The 15,869-nt window shown below is 72.8% G+C and carries 16 protein-coding genes; 8 read left to right on the top strand and 8 right to left on the bottom strand.

Annotated features, from left to right (window positions below; genetic code table 11):
* Together MNY62_RS11660 and MNY62_RS11655 are read right to left on the bottom strand one after the other, a co-directional pair.
* A partial coding sequence (locus MNY62_RS11660) for an efflux RND transporter periplasmic adaptor subunit (RefSeq protein WP_242344329.1) occupies window positions 1-1,486 on the bottom strand: 1,486 nt, incomplete at its 3' end.
* A gap of 14 nt (window positions 1,487-1,500) precedes the next feature.
* Window positions 1,501-2,925 carry a TolC family protein gene (locus MNY62_RS11655; RefSeq protein ID WP_242344328.1) on the bottom strand — a complete coding sequence of 475 codons (1,425 nt, stop codon included), beginning with the start codon at window positions 2,923-2,925 and terminating at the stop codon, window positions 1,501-1,503.
* 344 nt (window positions 2,926-3,269) lie between these two features.
* Here MNY62_RS11655 and MNY62_RS11650 point away from each other — a divergent pair, with 344 nt between their 5' ends.
* The 3 genes from MNY62_RS11650 to MNY62_RS11640 all read left to right on the top strand — a co-directional run bounded on the left by MNY62_RS11650 (window position 3,270) and on the right by MNY62_RS11640 (window position 6,769).
* Window positions 3,270-4,721: a sensor histidine kinase gene (locus MNY62_RS11650; RefSeq protein ID WP_242344327.1), complete on the top strand. Its 1,452-nt coding sequence runs from the start codon at window positions 3,270-3,272 to the stop codon at window positions 4,719-4,721.
* Window positions 4,722-6,116, top strand: coding sequence for a sigma-54-dependent transcriptional regulator (locus MNY62_RS11645; protein ID WP_242344326.1), 1,395 nt, complete (start codon window positions 4,722-4,724; stop codon window positions 6,114-6,116).
* 302 nt (window positions 6,117-6,418) lie between these two features.
* Complete coding sequence (locus MNY62_RS11640) at window positions 6,419-6,769, top strand: hypothetical protein (protein ID WP_242344325.1); 351 nt, start codon at window positions 6,419-6,421, stop codon at window positions 6,767-6,769.
* An 86-nt stretch (window positions 6,770-6,855) separates the two neighbouring features.
* Here the strand turns inward: MNY62_RS11640 and MNY62_RS11635 are convergent, their stop codons facing one another.
* The 4 genes from MNY62_RS11635 to MNY62_RS11620 all read right to left on the bottom strand — a co-directional run bounded on the left by MNY62_RS11635 (window position 6,856) and on the right by MNY62_RS11620 (window position 9,320).
* Window positions 6,856-7,296 (bottom strand): cupredoxin domain-containing protein, encoded by a 441-nt coding sequence (locus MNY62_RS11635; RefSeq protein WP_242344324.1) that lies wholly within the window; start codon window positions 7,294-7,296, stop codon window positions 6,856-6,858.
* A gap of 191 nt (window positions 7,297-7,487) precedes the next feature.
* Complete coding sequence (ygiD, locus tag MNY62_RS11630; protein ID WP_242344323.1) at window positions 7,488-8,291, bottom strand: 4,5-DOPA-extradiol-dioxygenase; 804 nt, start codon at window positions 8,289-8,291, stop codon at window positions 7,488-7,490.
* Window positions 8,292-8,309: 18 nt separating this feature from the next.
* The gene (locus MNY62_RS11625; RefSeq protein ID WP_242344322.1) at window positions 8,310-8,762 is read right to left on the bottom strand and encodes a hemerythrin domain-containing protein; all 453 of its coding nucleotides are present in this window, start codon (window positions 8,760-8,762) and stop codon (window positions 8,310-8,312) included.
* Between the two features lie 9 nt (window positions 8,763-8,771).
* A complete protein-coding gene (locus MNY62_RS11620; protein ID WP_242344321.1) occupies window positions 8,772-9,320 on the bottom strand; it encodes a YceI family protein in 549 nt (182 codons plus the stop codon).
* A gap of 180 nt (window positions 9,321-9,500) precedes the next feature.
* Here MNY62_RS11620 and MNY62_RS11615 point away from each other — a divergent pair, with 180 nt between their 5' ends.
* Window positions 9,501-11,183: a sigma 54-interacting transcriptional regulator gene (locus MNY62_RS11615; protein ID WP_242344320.1), complete on the top strand. Its 1,683-nt coding sequence runs from the start codon at window positions 9,501-9,503 to the stop codon at window positions 11,181-11,183.
* Here MNY62_RS11615 and MNY62_RS11610 read toward each other — a convergent pair.
* Window positions 11,146-11,613: a universal stress protein gene (locus MNY62_RS11610; RefSeq protein WP_242344319.1), complete on the bottom strand. Its 468-nt coding sequence runs from the start codon at window positions 11,611-11,613 to the stop codon at window positions 11,146-11,148. The genes MNY62_RS11615 and MNY62_RS11610 overlap by 38 nt on opposite strands.
* Before the next feature lie 218 nt (window positions 11,614-11,831).
* Here MNY62_RS11610 and MNY62_RS11605 point away from each other — a divergent pair, with 218 nt between their 5' ends.
* Both MNY62_RS11605 and MNY62_RS11600 read left to right on the top strand, forming a co-directional pair.
* On the top strand, window positions 11,832-12,590 hold the full coding sequence (locus MNY62_RS11605; protein WP_242344318.1) for a class I SAM-dependent methyltransferase: 759 nt from the start codon (window positions 11,832-11,834) through the stop codon (window positions 12,588-12,590).
* 115 nt (window positions 12,591-12,705) lie between these two features.
* The gene (locus tag MNY62_RS11600; RefSeq protein ID WP_242344317.1) at window positions 12,706-13,230 is read left to right on the top strand and encodes a YkgB family protein; all 525 of its coding nucleotides are present in this window, start codon (window positions 12,706-12,708) and stop codon (window positions 13,228-13,230) included.
* 121 nt (window positions 13,231-13,351) lie between these two features.
* On the opposite strand, the gene MNY62_RS11595 is transcribed toward MNY62_RS11600, so the two are convergent.
* Window positions 13,352-14,281 (bottom strand): ketopantoate reductase family protein, encoded by a 930-nt coding sequence (locus MNY62_RS11595; protein WP_242344316.1) that lies wholly within the window; start codon window positions 14,279-14,281, stop codon window positions 13,352-13,354.
* Window positions 14,282-14,427: 146 nt separating this feature from the next.
* On the opposite strand from MNY62_RS11595, the gene MNY62_RS11590 reads away from it, so the two are divergent.
* On the top strand, window positions 14,428-15,123 hold the full coding sequence (locus tag MNY62_RS11590; RefSeq protein WP_242344315.1) for a cytochrome b/b6 domain-containing protein: 696 nt from the start codon (window positions 14,428-14,430) through the stop codon (window positions 15,121-15,123).
* Window positions 15,120-15,827, top strand: a complete 708-nt coding sequence (locus MNY62_RS11585) for a molybdopterin-dependent oxidoreductase (RefSeq protein WP_242344314.1) — start codon at window positions 15,120-15,122, stop codon at window positions 15,825-15,827. The genes MNY62_RS11590 and MNY62_RS11585 overlap by 4 nt, the downstream gene beginning before the upstream one ends.
* Window positions 15,828-15,869 lie beyond the last annotated feature (42 nt).

The raw sequence follows: 15,869 nt of genomic DNA, 5'->3' as shown, positions 1-15,869 counted from the left end.
CGGCGCTCGCGGGCGCGGCCGCGTCGGGCGACGCGAGCGCCGCGAGCGACGCGCGTAGGCGGGACTCCGAGTCGACGAGGAAGTTCGCGCGGGTCACGACGCCCTCGCCGGCCTGAAGCCCGGAGCGCACCTCGACGAAGGCGGCGTCGCCGTCGCCGAGCTGCACCTCGCGCGGCTGGAACTTCCCATCCCCGCGCGCGACGAACACGACGCTCTTCGTCCCGGAGTGAATGACGGCGTCCGCGGGGATGCGCACGCCCTCGCGGCTCTTCCCCTGGAACACCACCTCACCGAACATCTCCGGCTTGAGCTCGCCCCTGGGGTTCGGCACCTCGACGCGCACCTTCGCCGTGCGGGTCTTGGCGTCGAGGAGCGGATCGATGAACGCCACTCGCCCGGTGAAGGGGTGGTTCGGGTACGCCTTCAGCGAGAGCGTCGCCGGCGTGCCGACCTTCACGTGGCCGAGGTCGGACTCGTACGCGTCCGCCAGCACCCACACGCGGGAGAGGTCGATGATCTCGAACGGCATGTCCCCGGCGTTCACCCGCATCCCCGGGACGACGTCCTTCTTCGTGAGGACGCCCGTCGCCGGCGAGTAGAACGTGATGGTGCGCGACGCCTCGCCGGTGCGCTCGATGCGGGCGAGCTCCGAGCGCGGCACGTCCCACAGCTCGAGCTTCCGGCGCGCGGCCGCGACGAGGGCGTCGCCGTCCGCGCTCATGCCGCCCGACGCGGCGAGCCGCTTCCGCGTCTCGAGCGCGAGGACGAACTCCTGCTGCGCCGAGAGGAGCTCGGGGCTGTAGATCGAGAACAGCGGCTCCCCCGCCTTCACGGAGCGTCCGATGAAGTCCGCGTACACGCGCTCCATGAAGCCGGAGAACTTCACGTTCACGTGGTGCACGCGCGTCTCGTCGACCGAGACCCGGCCGCTCGTGCGCCACGAGCCGCCGACGGCGCCGAGCTCGGCGTGCGCCACCTTGAGCCCGATGAGCTGCTGGCGCGAGGCGTCGATCGTGACCTCGGAGAGCCCTTCGGGCGCGGGCGCCCCGGCCTCGCCGCCGGCGCCGCCGGTCCCCTCGACCTTCACGAGCTTCATGCCGCAGATCGGACAGTCGCCCGGGTGGTCCTGGACGATGCTCGGGTGCATCGGGCACTGCCACCGCTCCTTCTGGTCCTTCTGCGCGGCGGGGGAGGCGCTCTTTGGCGCCGCACCCGCTCCCGCCGCCTCGACCTTCACGAGCTTCATCCCGCAGATCGGGCAGTCGCCCGGATGGTCCTGGACGATGCTCGGGTGCATCGGGCACTGCCACTGCTCCTTGGTCTCCGCGGTGGCGCCGTCGCGCGGATGCCCATCGCCAGCCCCTCGCGTCGCCACGAAGTAGCCGGCGCCGCCGGCGAGCATCGCGGTCGCGACGACCGCGAGCACGAGCGCCGGGATGCCGAAGGTGCGGCGGGGAGAGCTCATGTTGCCGTTCTCGGTGTTCATCGGTTCTCCGTGTCTCACATCCCAGAGGTCATCGAAGCGGAGGCCGTGGCCGCCGCGGCCGGTGCCGCCGCCGGCGCCGCCGCCGCGCTCGCCATCCCGGCACCACCGCCGCCCGCGGCGCCCGCCCCGGGCATGCCGCCCGCGGCGATGGCGCCGCCGGCCCCCGCGACGCCGACCGGATCGAGGCTCAGCTCCGCCTCGCTGATCGCGATCCGCTGCGCGTCCGCCACGGCCGCGAGGAACCCGTCCTCGTCCGCGATGTAGCCAGCGTTCGCCTCGAGCACGGACGCGAACGTGACCTTGCCTACGCGGTACTGCGCGAGCGTGCTGTCCGCGGTCGCTTGGGACTGGACGAGCAGGCCCTCGCGGAAGAGGCGAGCCGTGTCCGCGACCGCCGTATAGGCGGCTCGGCGCTCGGCGACGCGCAGCCGGAGGACCTGCTCGATCGCCTGGGCGGCGCTCACGCCGGCCTCGGCCCGGGCCTCGCTCTCGGCGACCGCCCGGTTCTGCTTCCGGTAGGACCACACCGGGAGGCCGACCGAGATTCCCGCCTGCCACATCGGCTCGAGCTGTCCGCGCGGCATGACGCCGGCGTTCACGCTCAGGTCGGGAAATCGCTCCCGCCGCGCGAGGGCGACGGACTTCTCCGCCCGCGCCGCGCCGAGCCGCGCCTGCGCCAGCTCCGGGCTGCGCGCGAGCGCGTCCGCGAGCGCGGCGTCGGCAGCGGGGAGCTCCGGGAGCGTGAGATCGCGCACGCTCGTCGAGGTGGAGATCGGCTCGTCGACGGGCTTCCCGCGCAGCCGGTTCAGGGTCTGGAGGGTCGTCCGCTCCTGCGCCTCGAGCCCCCAGCGCCGCTGGCGCAGCCGGTTCTGCTCGAGCTGGGCGCGGAGCACGTCGGACTGGACGCCATCCCCCGACTCGTAGCGCGATCGCGCGAACCCGGCGGAGGTGATCCAGATCCGCTCGAGGCGCGCGAGCAGGTCGAGCCGATCCCGCGTGAGCAGGAGGTCGAGGTAGGCGCGCCGGACGTCCGCCTCCGTGGTCAGGCGGGCGCGGTTGAGCGAGGCGCCGGCCTCGTCGGCGGCGAGGCGCGCGACGTCGGTGCGCAGGCCGCGCTTCCCGGGCCAGGGTAGGCCCTGGCTCACCATCACCTGGTAGAAGCTCGTCTCCATCTTCCCGACCATGATCTCCTTGAAGCCGTCGTTCTGGATCCCGAGGGTCAGCACGGGATCCGGCAGCGCGCCGGCCTGGGGGATGCGCTCTCGCTCCGCCCGGACGGCGGCATTCGCCTGGCGGAGCTCGGGCCGGGCGGCGAGGCTCTGTTCGATGAGGGCCGCGAGCACCGGGTCGCTCGGGAGCGCCAGGCCTGCGCTCGCGTCGGCCTGGGCGTTCGCCCGCGCCTGCGGCGCGAGGAGGAGCAGGGCGGCGATCGATCGCACGAGAAGTCGTCGGCGTCCGTCGATCGGAGCTGGATCGTGTGGTTGCATGGTCGCTGCCCCCTTTAGCACCCGGCGTGCCACGCCGAATTTCGCGCGGAGCCGCGGAATGTCGGCCTCGAGAGCCGGCTGGAGGCGCAGCAACGCGGATCGGCCCGGCTCGCAATGCCACACCGTAACCCGGGGGATCACGCCCGCCCAGACGTTCACCCAGCGGCGCTCGCGGGGCGGACTGCCCTCGCGATCGGTGTGACGGCGCGGGTCACGCCAGCGCGGCGACGTGCGGGAAGTGACCGGAAATCAGCCGTCAGCCGGTGGCGCGCGCGTTGCTAAACGGGTTCGATCAGATGCGGACCACCTTCGGCACCGCCAAGCGGCTCTTCATCGCCTTCACGTTGCTCGTCTCGACCTTCGCCGTGGCGTCGTACCTCACGCTCGCGCACGTCCGGCAGATCCACGACGGTCTCCTGCAGATGAAGGATCACGAGGAGGGCGTGCGCGTCGCGCTGGAGCTCGCGAGCGCGGTGCGGGACCAGTACGCGCACCAGGCCCACACGATCATCCTCGGCAACGACAGCCACCTGCCGCTCTACACGGACGCCGAGCGCCACGTCACCACGCTCACCGCGCGCGTGCGGAAGCACGCGCTTCGCGCGGACGAGCGCGCGTGGGTCGCCGACATCGAGCGCGCGACCGGCGACCTCGATCGGATCTTTCGGGGCCAGATCGTCCCTGCCGTCCTCCGGCACGACGTGGCGGACGTCCAGTCCGAGCACGGGCGCGCGCAGGCGGTCGTCACCCTCATCCAGGATCGCGCCGACCGGCTCGTGGATCGCTTCGAGGCGTCCATCGGCGACTTCCAGCGCGAGGTCGCCGCGCTGCAGACGTCGGCGTACCGCTGGACCGTGTTCTTCGTGCTCTTCGCGCCGCTGCTCGCCGTCGTCGTCGGCGCGTACGTGCTCCGCTCCGTCGCGCGCCCGGTCGCGAGGCTCCAGGCCGGCGCCGCTCGCCTGGCGCGCGGTGACCTCGACACGCGCTTCGACACGGACGCGCCCGACGAGTTCGGGGCGCTCGCGCGCCAGTTCAACGCGATGACGGTCGCGCTGAAGGATCACCAGGAGAAGCTCGTGCAGAGCGAGAAGCTCGCAGGCATCGGCCGTCTCGCGGCCGGGGTCGCCCACGAGATCAACAACCCGCTCGCGGTGATCCTCGGCTACGCGCGGCTGCTCCGGCGGAAGGCCGACGGCGCCGCGGCGGAGGACCTCAAGGTGATCGAGGACGAGACGCTCCGCGCCAAGCTCATCGTCGACGGCTTGCTCGATCTGTCGCGGCCGCTCGCCAGCGAGCCCGAGCCGGTCGATCTCCGGGCACTGTGCGACGACGCCATCGCGCGGCTCCGAGAGACGAGGCTCCTCGAGGAGCTCGGCGTGAGGGTGATCGTCACGGGGGCGGGCGAGGTGCAGGGCCACCCGCAGAAGCTGCGGCAGGTGGTGCTGAACCTCGTGAAGAACGCAGCGGAGGCGGCGGGCGAGGCGGGGCGCGTCGAGGTGCGCGTGGAAGGCGCGCCCGACGGTGCGCGCGTGGTCGTGCGCGACACGGGCCCCGGGCTCTCGCGCGACGCGCGCGCGAAGCTCTTCGAGCCGTTCTTCACGACGAAGGACACGGGGACCGGGCTGGGGCTCGCCGTGTCGAAGGGCATCGTGCACGCCCACGGGGGCGAGATCGACGCGGAATCACTCGCAGACGGTGGCGCCGAGTTCACCATTCGGCTACCGGCGGTCCCGCCGGGGAGGGTCTAGATGGAGCGCGCACGCGTCCTCGTCGTCGACGACAAGGAGAACATCCTGAAGCTCTTCGCCCGCATCCTCGGCGACGGGTACGAGGTGACGTCCGCGGCGGACGGCGGGCGGGCGATCTCGCTCATCGGCGCTCAGGAGTTCGACGTCATCGTCACCGACCTCCGCATGCCAGGCGCGGACGGGTTCGAGGTCCTCCGCGCCGCGAAGGCGCGGGCCCCGGACACCGAGGTCGTCATGATGACCGCCTACGCGACCGTGCAGGACGCGGTCACGGCGATGAAGCAGGGCGCGTACGACTACCTCCAGAAGCCGTTCGATCCCGACGACGCCGCGCTCGTCGTCGCCCGTGCGCTCGAGCGCAAGCGGCTCCGCGCCCAGGCGGAGACGCTCCTCCGCGAGCTCGAGGGGGTGTACGCGTTCCACAACCTCGTCGGGAAGAGCGCGCCGATGAAGGACGTGTACCGGCTCCTCGAGCAGGCCTCGAAGCTCGACATCACGGTGCTCCTGAACGGCGAGACCGGGACCGGCAAGGAGCTCGCCGCGCGCGCGATCCACTACCACAGCGCGCGCAAGGAGCGCCGCTTCGTGCCGGTGAACTGCGGCGCGCTGCCATCGGAGCTCGTCGAGAGCGAGCTGTTCGGCCACGCGAAGGGAGCGTTCACCGGCGCGGTCGGGGCGAAGCCGGGGCTCTTCGAGGAGGCGGAGGGAGGGACGATCTTCCTCGACGAGATCGGCGAGCTTCCGCTCGCGGTGCAGGTGAAGCTCAACCGCGTGCTCCAGGAGAAGGAGATCCGCCGCGTCGGCGACAACCGGCCGGTGAAGGTGGACGTGCGCGTGATCGCGGCGACCCACCGCGATCTCCGGGCGGAGGTCGCGGCCGGCCGCTTCCGCGAGGATCTCTTCTACCGGGTGAACGTGTTCCCCGTCGTCCTGCCGGCGCTGCGCGATCGGCGGGACGACATCCCGCTCCTCGCCTCCCACTTCCTGGAGAAGCACGCCGGCGCGCTGCGGAAGCCCATCTCCGGGGTCGAGGCGGACGCGCTCCGCGCGCTCACCGGCTACCCGTGGCCCGGGAACGTGCGCGAGCTGGAGAACGCGATCGAGCGCGCCGTCGCGGTCGCGCGTGGCGCGAAGGTGGAGCTGCGTGATCTCCCGCCGGAGGTGAAGGGCACGCAGGAGGGAGCGATCCCCGGCGAGGTGCTCGCCAGGATGCCGTACCGGGACGCGGTGGATCTCGCCCGCGATCGCGTGTCGCGCGACTACCTGACCGTCCTCATGCGCGAGCACGAGGGGAACGTGACGCACGCCGCGCTTCAGGCCGGGATGGAGCGCGAGAGCCTGCACCGGCTCCTCAAGCGCTACGGCATCCGCTCGGACGACTTCAAGACGCGGTGACGGGCGGGTCAGCTGGCAGGTGGTTGCGGGCGCGATCGCGGCCGTAGCTCACTGAACGCGAGGCCAGGCGAGTGCGCAGGCGCTCGTGGGAGTCTCGGTCGGCAGCCGGCGTGGGGCCCGGACCGCGCCCGAGTCCTCTCGCCGCCGGGCTCGGTCGCCCGGGGGAATCCACCGGGAGTCGCGCGAGTCGCCCGCTTTGTGCACGCCCTGAAGGCGAGACCGCCCTAGTGAACGGGGCAGGGGATCGGCGCTCGCTTTCGCGAAGGGGCGGAAGGTGATCGCGCCGATACGGGAGAAGAGTCATGAGACGCGTGGCGGTGATGCTGGCAGGGCTCCTGGCAGCCCTGATCTCGACGAGCGTGGGGCTCGCGGCCGACCCCACGCGCGAGGATCGCATGATGAAGTTGCCGGAGACGCCGGCCGATCACGCGGCTCTCGCGAAGATCTACGACGAGAGCGCGACGGAGTGGCGGAAGGAAGCCGAGATCCACCGGAAGATGGCGGCGGAGTACAAGCACTCCCACGCCGATCCCAAGGACGCCGCGGCGATGGAGAAGCACTGCGCGAAGCTCGCCAAGGACGCGGACAAGCTGGCGGAGGACGCGAAGGTGATGGCCGACTACCACCGGCTGCGCGGCAAGGAGGCGAAGTAGCGCCGAGGGCGGCGGCTCGCGCTCGCCGAGGACACGACGGCCCGGCGCGAGGACCTCCGCGCCGGGCCACACCCGCTCCGAGCCGACTACGGGATGAACACCACGCCGCTGATGTGGTCCATGCCGCACGCGTAGCGGATCTCGCCGGACTTCGCGGGCACGAGCTCGACCGTGACCGGCTTGTCGAGCGGCAGCGGCTGGTTGATGCCGTGGTCCTTGATGACGATCTCCTTCGCGCACGTGCTGTCCGTCTTGCGCGTGACGACGAGGCGGAGCTTCTCGCCCTTCTTGGCCTTCACCTTCGACGGCTCGAAGCCGTTCTCCGTGACGGTGAGCTCCACCGTGCGGACGCCGTTCTTGACCGTCCCCTCGGCGATGCCCTGCGCCGCGCTCCCCGCAGCCATGCCGGCGTGCATGGAGCCGTGATCCTGCATCTGCATCGACCCGTGATCGTGCTGGGCCAGGGCGGGGGCCGCGGCGAAGGCGAACGCGGCCGCGACGGGGAGGAGGAAGGACTTGCTGGTCATCTGGAGCTGCTCCAGTCGGTTGTGCGTTCGCGTGCGCGGACGCGGTTCGTGGGGACGGATAGCAGGACCCGTGCCGTCGAAAGTCGCGCGAACGGGCCGAAATTCCCGCCCCGGCAGCCGCGGCCGCAGGCGCGCCCGGCCACACTGTGACCGGCGCGGTCACGCGCGAGGGCCGTCCGCGACGTCCTGGATCAGCCGAGGATCACCGAGCGCATCGACAGCGACGCCATGTCGAAGCCGACGATCGGGAAGCGCACCCGGTCCTCGGGCCCGCTCGCGCCGACCGCGTACAGCAGCGGGAGGTAGTGGTCGGGCGTGGGATGCGCCTCCCGTCCGTCGTCGCTCTCCAGCAGGCCGGCGAGGGTCGCGGTGTCGTGGCGCGACACCGCGTCCGCGACCGCCGCGTCGAACGCCCGCGCCCACTCCGGCGTCGCCGTGTCTCCGCGGTACCAGGCCGAGAACGCGTGGCGCAGGTTGTGGACGACGTTGCCGCTCGCCATGACGAGCACCCCCTCGTCGCGCAGCGGCGCGAGGGCGCGGCCGATGGCGAGGTGCTCCGCCGGCGGGAGCCGGCCGTCGAGGCTGAGCTGGACGACGGGGACGTCCGCCTCGGGCCGCAGGTGCACGAGCACGCTCCAGGTCCCGTGATCGAGCCCCCACTCCAGGCTCGGCGCCGCCCGCCGCTCGCCCACGAGGCCTACCACCCGGCGCGCCAGGGCGACGTCGCCGGGCGCCGGATAACGGACGCGGTAGAGCGCCTCGGGGAAGCCGCCGAAGTCGTGGAGGGTCTCGGGACGATCGTTCGCGGTCGTGTAGGTGCCCGCCACGTACCAGTGCGCGGAGATCGAGAGGATCGCCCTCGGCCGGGGCACCGCGCTCGCGAGGGCCCGGAAGCCGCGGCTCCAGGCGTTGTCCTCGATCGCGTTCATGGGGTTGCCGTGGCCCACGAACAGGACGGGCATGCGCGCGGTCGGCTGGTGAGAAGGCGTGGACATCGGCATCGAGCCTTTCATCTAGCGCGCGCGCCGGCCGCCCGCGCTCCGTTCCCGCCCGGCGAGCTCGCCGGCGAGCTCCGCGAGGCGCACGCACCCGAGCGTCTCCTGAAGCACGGGGAAGAGCGTCCGCTCCTCGAAGGCGGCGTGCTCCTCGAGCTTCCGCGCGAGGTTCTCGGCCGCGGCCGCTCGCGCCGGGCCGTCCGCCGCGCGCAGCTCTCGCGCGAGGCGCCGGAGCACGACGTGATCGCCGAGCGTGAAGACGATGGCCGCGTCGGCCTCCGAGATCCGCCCCGCCAGCTCCGGCAGGAGCACGTCCTCCTCGCCGCGGCAGTGCGCGAGGATCTCCTCGTCCCAGAGGTCGAGGAGCCGCTCGGCGAAGGCGGGCGCGTCGGCCCCGCCGAAGCCAGCGACCTCCGCGCGCCAGCGGGCGTGCTCGCCGGCGAGGCGGCGGAGCTCGGGGCAGGGCGTCACGCGCGCCTCCTAGCCGACCTTCGCCGCCGCCTGCTTGACGGCCTGCAGCTCGATCTCCACGTCGACGCGATCCGCGACGAGGACGCCGCCGGTCTCCGGCGCCTGGTTCCAGGTGAGGCCGAAGTCCTTGCGGTTGAGCGAGGTGGTCGCGGTGAAGCCGCTCCGCTCGTTGCCCCACGGGTCCTTGCCGCGGCCGCCGTACTCCACGTCGAGGACGACCTCGCGCGTCGTGTCGCGGATCGTGAGGTCGCCCGTGACGCGCAGGCGCTCCGGCGAGAGCACCTCGACGCGGCGGCTCCGGTACTTCAGCGTCGGGTGGTCCTGCGCGTCGAGGAAGTCCCCGGAGCGCAGGTGGTTGTCTCGGTCCGCGACGCCGGTGTCGATGCTCGCCGCCTCGATCTCGGCCTCGACCGTCGACCGGGCGAGATCCGCCGGGTCGAGCGCGAGCTTCGCGTTCCAGCGCGTGAACTTGCCGCGCACCTTGGAGATCACCATGTGCCGGACCGTGAAGTGGATGCCCGAATGCGCGCCGTCGACGTTCCAGTTTTCCTGAGCCATCTCTCTCCTGTCCTTTCGCCCTTCCCGGGCTTCGTGTTCCTGCTGGAGACAGCTTGCAGGGCTTGGGCCGATTCGCCGGGAACATCAACTCATTGGAATCAGGGCGGATTCCGAAACGGGGCCTCGCCGGCACCGGCTCATATTGATACGCTCCGGCTCACTTCGATCAGGAGCCTGCCGATGCGCGCGATGGACCTCGACCTCAGGGAGCTGCTCACCTTCGAGCCCAAAGGCGGCGTCATCCGCTTCGGCGGGCAGCGCGCGCTCCTCCTCGACGCGGTGGCGCTCGGCATCCTCCGCAAGGAGCTCATCGACACCCTCGGGCTCACCGCGGCGCGCGGCATCCTCACGCGCTTCGGGTACGCCCACGGCTGGCGGACGGCGGAGAGCCTGCGCTCGGAGTTCCCCTGGGAGAGCGAGCGCGAGTGGCAGATCGCCGGCGGCCGGCTCCACATGCTGCAGGGGCTCGTCGTCATCGAGGAGCCGGACCGGAGCGCCTCCGCCGGCCCCGCGCCCTTCGCCGAGGCGATCTGGCACGAGTCCTACGAGGCCGAGCAGCACCTCCTCCACCTCGGCCAGGCCGACGCGCCGGTCTGCTGGACGCTCGCCGGGTTCGCGAGCGGCTATCTCTCCTTCGCGAACGGGCGCGAGATCTACTGCGTCGAGGATCGCTGCCGCGGCGCGGGCGCCCCGGCCTGCCACCTCGTCGGGCGCTCCCGCGAGGAGTGGGGGCCGGCGATCGAGCCTTACCTGAAGTTCTACGACAAGGCGTCGGTCGACACCGCGCTCGAGGGCGTCAGCGCCGCGCTGCGCAGCGCCGAGCGCCGCCTGCGCGCCCGGCAGCAGGAGCTCTCCCGGCTCGCCCCGGGCGCCGAGGAGCGCTCCGGCCTCGTGGTGCGGAGCGAGGCGATGCACCGCGTCCTCGATCTCGCGCTGCGCGTGGCGAAGGTGGAGTCGACCGCGCTCATCACGGGCGAGAGCGGGGTGGGCAAGGAGCGGATCGCCCGGCTCATCCACGAGGAGTCGCCGCGAGCGGGCCGGCCCTTCGTGGCGGTGAACTGCGGCGCGGTCACGGAGACGCTGCTCGAGAGCGAGCTGTTCGGGCACGCCCGGGGCGCGTTCACCGGCGCGGACCGCGATCGCGGGGGCCTCTTCGAGGCGGCGAACGGCGGGACGCTCTTCCTCGACGAGATCGGGGAGATCTCGCCGGGGATGCAGGTGAAGCTCCTGCGGGCGCTCCAGGAGAGGGAGATCCGGCGCGTCGGCGAGACCCGCTCGCGCGCGGTCGACGTGCGGGTCGTCGCGGCGACGAACCGCAACCTCGCCGACGAGGTCGCGGCCGGCCGGTTCCGCCAGGATCTCTTCTACCGGCTGCGGGTGATCGAGCTGCGCGTCCCGCCGCTGCGCGAGCGGCCCGAGGACGTCCTGCCGCTGGCGCGGGTCTTCCTCGCCGAGACCGCGCGCCGGATGAAGCGGAAGCTCACCGGCTTCACGCCGCGCGCAGCCGATCAGCTCCTCCGCCACGACTGGCCGGGCAACGTCCGGGAGGTCCAGAACGCGATCGAGCATGCGGTCGCGCTCAGCGCGGGGAGCCGCGTCGACGTGGAGGACCTCCCGGAGGAGCTGCGGGCCGCGATGCCGCGAGCGCGGCCGACCGGGCGGACGCGCCCGCTCGAGGACGTCGAGCGCGAGTACATCCTCGCGGCGGTGGAGGGCGCCGGCGGGAACCGGACGCGCGCCGCCGCGGAGCTCGGCATCGGGCTCGCCACCCTGAAGCGGAAGCTCAAGCACTACGGAGCCGCGAGCTCGGCGTCCGGCGCGAAGCTCAGCCCTGCCGGCTCGCAGCCTCCGGCGTCACGCTGATCACCACGCAGGGCGCGAGCCGGACCACCTTCTCGGCGACGGAGCCGAGGACGGCGTGCTTGAGGCCCGTGCGCGCGTGGGTCGCGATCACGATCGCGTCGAACCCCTCCCGCCGCGCGAGCTCGGTGATCTCCACGGCCGGGTCGCCCACCGAGGTCTCGGCCTCGACCCGCGGTGCGCCGAGCTCCTCGGCGATCGCCTTCCACGCGGCGAGGGGCCGATCGGCGGGCGCGGAGAGGTCGTGCTCGAGCTCGCTCGTGGGCTCGAGCATCCCCTCGGGGATCGACGAGCCGGGGACGGTCCTCACGTGCAGCAGGGTCAGCCCCGCGCCGAGCTCGCGCGCGAGCGCCGAGGCGACGCGCAGCGCCGACTCCGAGACCGGCGAGAAGTCCACGGGGCAGAGCAGCCTCTTCCAGCCCAGCTCCAGCATGTTCACCTCCGCCTATGCACTAAGCGTGTAGCGTGCGGGGCGTCCCGGCGCGCCGCCAGTCGGGGTGCTCCCGGCGAGGCTCCCCCTGCCCGCCGCCCGTCGGGACCTCACGCCCACGGGAGACCGGACGCCCGGCTCCTCGCGCAGACGTCGCCGGAGCGGAGTGGGGCTCCTTCGGGGCCGCGCCGCGACGTGTGTCGGCGCGCAGACTCTCCTGCATGACCTTCGCCGTCGCCGCCAGCGCCTATGATCGCTTCATCGGACGCTACTCGCGCGAGCTCGCGCCCCGCTTCCTCGACTTCGCGAAGCTCACGGCCGGGCCGGTGCTCGACGTCGGGTGTGGGCCCGGCGCCCTCACCGCGGCCCTCGCGGAGCGCTTCGGGCCGGAGAAGGTGGCGGCGGTGGATCTCTCCGAGCCGTTCGTCGCCGCGTGCCGCGCGCGCGTGCCCGGCGCCGACGTGCGCCTCGCCTCGGCGGAGGCGCTCCCCTTCGCCGACCGGAGCTTCGAGGCGGCGCTCTCGCAGCTCGTGCTGTCCTTCGTGAAGGACCCGGAGCGGATGGCGGCCGAGCTCCACCGCGTCGTCCGGCGGGACGGCACGGCGGCCGCCTGCATGTTCGAGGCGGACGGCTTCGCGCTCGTCCGGACCTTCTGGAAGGCTGCGACGCGGGCGGACCCGAAGGCGCCCGACGACGCCCGGCTCCCGTTCCGCCGGACGCCGGAGCTCGTCGCGCTGTGGGAGCGCGCCGGCTTCCGCGACGTCGCCACCGGCGTCATCGACGTCGAGGCCCGCTACGCCGACTTCGACGACCTGTGGGCGCCGTTCGCGTTCGGGATCGGTCCGACGGGCGGCTATCTCGCGGCCCAGCCGGAGGATCGCCGCGCGGCGCTCCGCGACGCCTGCTTCGAGCTCCTCGGCGCGCCGACCGGGCCGTTCTCGCTGCCCGCGCGCGTCATCGCGGTCCGCGGGCGGGTCTGACCTCGATCGGTCCTCGAGCGGCGCGCCGGTCCGGGTGGCGTAACGGACCACGCTGCCGGCCACACCTCCGCGTCATCCCGGGCAGCGCCCGCGATACGAACCCTCGGAGGACCAGATGGAGAAGCGAAACCCAGCAGACGTCGAGCGCCGCGTCGCGAAGATCGAGGCCGCCGGCACCGCCATCCTGCGCTACGGCGTCGCGTTCCTGCTCATCGTCTTCGGCGCCTTGAAGTTCGCGGCGTTCGAGGCGAAGGGGATCCAGCCGCTCGTCTCGAACAGCCCGTTCATGCGCTGGCTGTACTCGATCCTGAGCGTGCAGGGCGTCTCGAACCTCATCGGCTGCACGGAGCTCGCGGCGGGGCTGCTCATCGTCTCGCGGCGCTTCTCGCCCGCGGCGTCCGCGATCGGCAGCGCGATGGCGAGCGGCATCTTCGTGATCACGCTGTCGTTCATCTTCACGACGCCCGGCGGGCTGTCGCCGCAGGGCCCCGCGTTCGGCTTCCTCGTGAAGGACCTCGTCCTGCTCGGCGCGTCCGTCTACACGGCGGGCGAGGCGCTGCGCGCGGCCCAGGGCCGGTCCGAGACGGCTGCCCCCAGCCTCGCTGGGCTCGCGAAGCCCGCGCGTCACGCGGCGTCCTGAGCACGAGGCGCGCAGCGCAGAGGGCCCGCCACGCCTCCCCCCGCGGCGGGCTCCCCTGGCCGGCCCGGCCGCGCATGTCGCGCGGTCCGGCCGGCCGGGACTTCCGTGCCCCGGGGACCGGTCAGCCCGGGATCGCGGCGAGCCGCTCGAGCGCCGCGATCATCGTGCCGAGGAGCGCGTTCACCGGCGTCGGGAGCCCGTGGCGCCGGCCCAGCTCGACGACGGCGCCGGCGAAGATCTCGACCTCGGTCTTTCGGCCCGCCTCCACGTCCTGGAGCATGGAGGTCTTTCCGTCCGGCGCGAGGGTCGCGAGGATCGGGAAGATGCGGTCCACGTCCGCGGGGCCGAGCCCGATCCCCTCGCGCGCGGAGAGCACCACCACCTCGAGCGCCGCGGCGCGCGTGAGCTCGCGAACCTCCGGGACGGCGCCGAACGCGCGATAGGGTGCCCGCAGGATGGCCGAGACCTGGTTCACTCCCACGTTGAGCATGAACTTCCACCACTGCTCGCGGAGGATGTCGGCGGGTACGACGGCGGGGATGCCGGCGCGCTCGAGGAGCGCCTCGACCGCGACCACCCGCGGGTCGGCCGGGTCGTTGGAGGCCGCGCCGAAGACGAGCCGGCCGATGTTCGCGTAGCGGGTGCGGGTCCCCTCCCGGACCACGTCGTTGCCGACCACGAAGGCGTGCAGCACCTTCTCGGCCCCGAACGCGCGCGCGAGGGCCGCCTCGCTCGTGATGCCGTTCAGGAGGGGGAGGATGATCGTCTCGTCTCCGACGCTCGAGCGGACGTCCTCGATCGCCGCGGCGAGGTGATGATGCTTCACCGCCACGAGCAGGAGGTCCGCGGGCGGCCCGGGCTCGCCCGGCGCGACACAGCGGACGTCGAAGCGCCGGCCATTCACGGTGAGTCCCTCGCGCCGGAGCCGCTCGCGCCGCTCGCCGCCGGCGAGGATGGAGAGCTCCGCGGCGCCGGTGTCGTGGAAGCGCTCCGCGTAGGCGCTGCCCACCGCCCCGGCGCCGCAGAGCACCACGCGCTCCAGCGTTCGCATCAGCGCTCCCGGGGCGTCACGGCGAGGGTGGGAGGCTCGAGCGAGAGCATGCGGACATTCTAGCCGATGAGCGGGAGCGGCCCGCCGTGCGCCGCACCCCGCCCGGCGCGTAACGAAACCCGGGCTCCCGCGTACCTTCCGAGGCCATGCCTCGCTCCAAACAACCCTGGCTCATCCGGGCGACCCACTGGGCCAACCTCTTCTTCTTCGTCGTCATGGCCGGGAGCGGGCTCCGCATCCTGGTCGCCTACCCGTTCCTCGGCGAGCGCGGCGGAGCCTACGGCTGGTATCTGCTGCAGGGCATGCGCCCGCCCGATGCCCTGACGATCGGCGGGTGGCTCGCCGGGGCGCGCCACTGGCACTTCGCCTTCGCCTGGCTCTTCGTCGCGAACGCGCTCGTCTACTTCGGCTACCTGTTCGCGAGCGGGGAATGGAGGAGGCGGCTGTTCTCCCCGCGGCGGGACGCCCGCAACGCGTGGGGCACCGTCCTCCACGACCTGCGGCTGCGCAAGGAGGCTCCGCCGCCGGTCGGCCTCTACAACGGGATGCAGCGGCTCTCGTACACGGGGGTCCTCGCGATGGCTCCGCTCATGGTCCTCTCGGGCCTCGCCATGTACAAGCCGGTGCAGCTCCCGCACCTCACCGCGCTCCTCGGCGGCTACGACTTCGCTCGCGCCATCCACCTGCTCGTCCTCGCGGCGCTGGCGCTCTTCACCGTCGTCCACGTCGTTCAGGTACTGCTGCACCCGAGGACGCTCGCAGGCATGACCATCCGGCGGGACCGGATCCCCGAAGAGACCCAGAACCCGCAGGAGACCCGGATCCCGCAGGAGACCCCATGACCGGCTCGACGCGGCGACACTTCCTCGCGGGCGGGCTCCGCTCCGCCGGGCTCGTCGCGCTCGGCGGGCTGGCCTGCGACGGCGACCGCCCGCACGCCGGGTTCCTCGGCCTCATGGAAGGCGTGAACGAGCGGTTCCAGCGCGCGCTGTTCGATCCGCGCCGGCTCGCTCCCGAGCTCTCCGAGGAGGAGGAGACCGCCCCCGAGGACTTCCCGGCGTACAAGATCTCGAGGGAGCTCCCCGTCGCGCCCGCCGGCTGGGCGCTCGCGGTGCGCGGCCTCGTCGCGCGACCCCTGACCTTGTCCGTCGAGGAGCTGCGGCGCCTCCCGCAGACGCGAACGCGCGTGCGCCACCACTGCGTCGAGGGGTGGTCCGCGGTGGCCTCCTGGGAGGGCGTGCGGCTCTCGGAGCTCGCCCGGCTCGCGGGCGCCGACCCGCGGGCGCGCTACGTCGAGTTCCGGTCCTTCGACTCGGGGTACTGGTCGTCCTGGGACCTCGAGAGCGCGCTCCACCCGCAGACGATCCTCGCGTACGGGATGAACGGCGCGCCGCTGCAGCCGGAGCACGGCGCGCCCTTGCGCCTCTACTCCGCCGTGAAGCTCGGCTACAAGATGGTGAAGTACCTCACCGAGGTGAGCTTCCTCCCGGTGCGGACCGGCGGTTACTGGGAGGACCAGGGGTACGAGTGGTTCGCGGGCGTGTGACGCGGCCCGGCGGCGTCCTCGCGCTGCGCGGCGACGGCCCGT

Source organism: Anaeromyxobacter terrae (genome assembly GCF_022690685.1).
Lineage (GTDB): Bacteria > Myxococcota > Myxococcia > Myxococcales > Anaeromyxobacteraceae > Anaeromyxobacter > Anaeromyxobacter terrae.
Note: the sequence above shows the minus strand (reverse complement) of the source record. Positions and strands in the feature narration are given on the sequence as shown.

What these genes read in the sequence shown, in the direction of transcription:
- MNY62_RS11650 (WP_242344327.1), top strand. Translation starts at nt 3,270, where the DNA reads ATGCGGACCACCTTCGGCACCGCCAAGCGGCTCTTCATCGCCTTCACG.
- MNY62_RS11645 (WP_242344326.1), top strand. Translation starts at nt 4,722, where the DNA reads ATGGAGCGCGCACGCGTCCTCGTCGTCGACGACAAGGAGAACATCCTG.
- MNY62_RS11640 (WP_242344325.1), top strand. Translation starts at nt 6,419, where the DNA reads ATGAGACGCGTGGCGGTGATGCTGGCAGGGCTCCTGGCAGCCCTGATC.
- MNY62_RS11635 (WP_242344324.1), bottom strand. Translation starts at nt 7,296, where the DNA reads ATGACCAGCAAGTCCTTCCTCCTCCCCGTCGCGGCCGCGTTCGCCTTC.
- ygiD (WP_242344323.1), bottom strand. Translation starts at nt 8,291, where the DNA reads ATGTCCACGCCTTCTCACCAGCCGACCGCGCGCATGCCCGTCCTGTTC.
- MNY62_RS11620 (WP_242344321.1), bottom strand. Translation starts at nt 9,320, where the DNA reads ATGGCTCAGGAAAACTGGAACGTCGACGGCGCGCATTCGGGCATCCAC.
- MNY62_RS11615 (WP_242344320.1), top strand. Translation starts at nt 9,501, where the DNA reads ATGCGCGCGATGGACCTCGACCTCAGGGAGCTGCTCACCTTCGAGCCC.
- MNY62_RS11610 (WP_242344319.1), bottom strand. Translation starts at nt 11,613, where the DNA reads ATGCTGGAGCTGGGCTGGAAGAGGCTGCTCTGCCCCGTGGACTTCTCG.
- MNY62_RS11605 (WP_242344318.1), top strand. Translation starts at nt 11,832, where the DNA reads ATGACCTTCGCCGTCGCCGCCAGCGCCTATGATCGCTTCATCGGACGC.
- MNY62_RS11600 (WP_242344317.1), top strand. Translation starts at nt 12,706, where the DNA reads ATGGAGAAGCGAAACCCAGCAGACGTCGAGCGCCGCGTCGCGAAGATC.
- MNY62_RS11595 (WP_242344316.1), bottom strand. Translation starts at nt 14,281, where the DNA reads ATGCGAACGCTGGAGCGCGTGGTGCTCTGCGGCGCCGGGGCGGTGGGC.
- MNY62_RS11590 (WP_242344315.1), top strand. Translation starts at nt 14,428, where the DNA reads ATGCCTCGCTCCAAACAACCCTGGCTCATCCGGGCGACCCACTGGGCC.
- MNY62_RS11585 (WP_242344314.1), top strand. Translation starts at nt 15,120, where the DNA reads ATGACCGGCTCGACGCGGCGACACTTCCTCGCGGGCGGGCTCCGCTCC.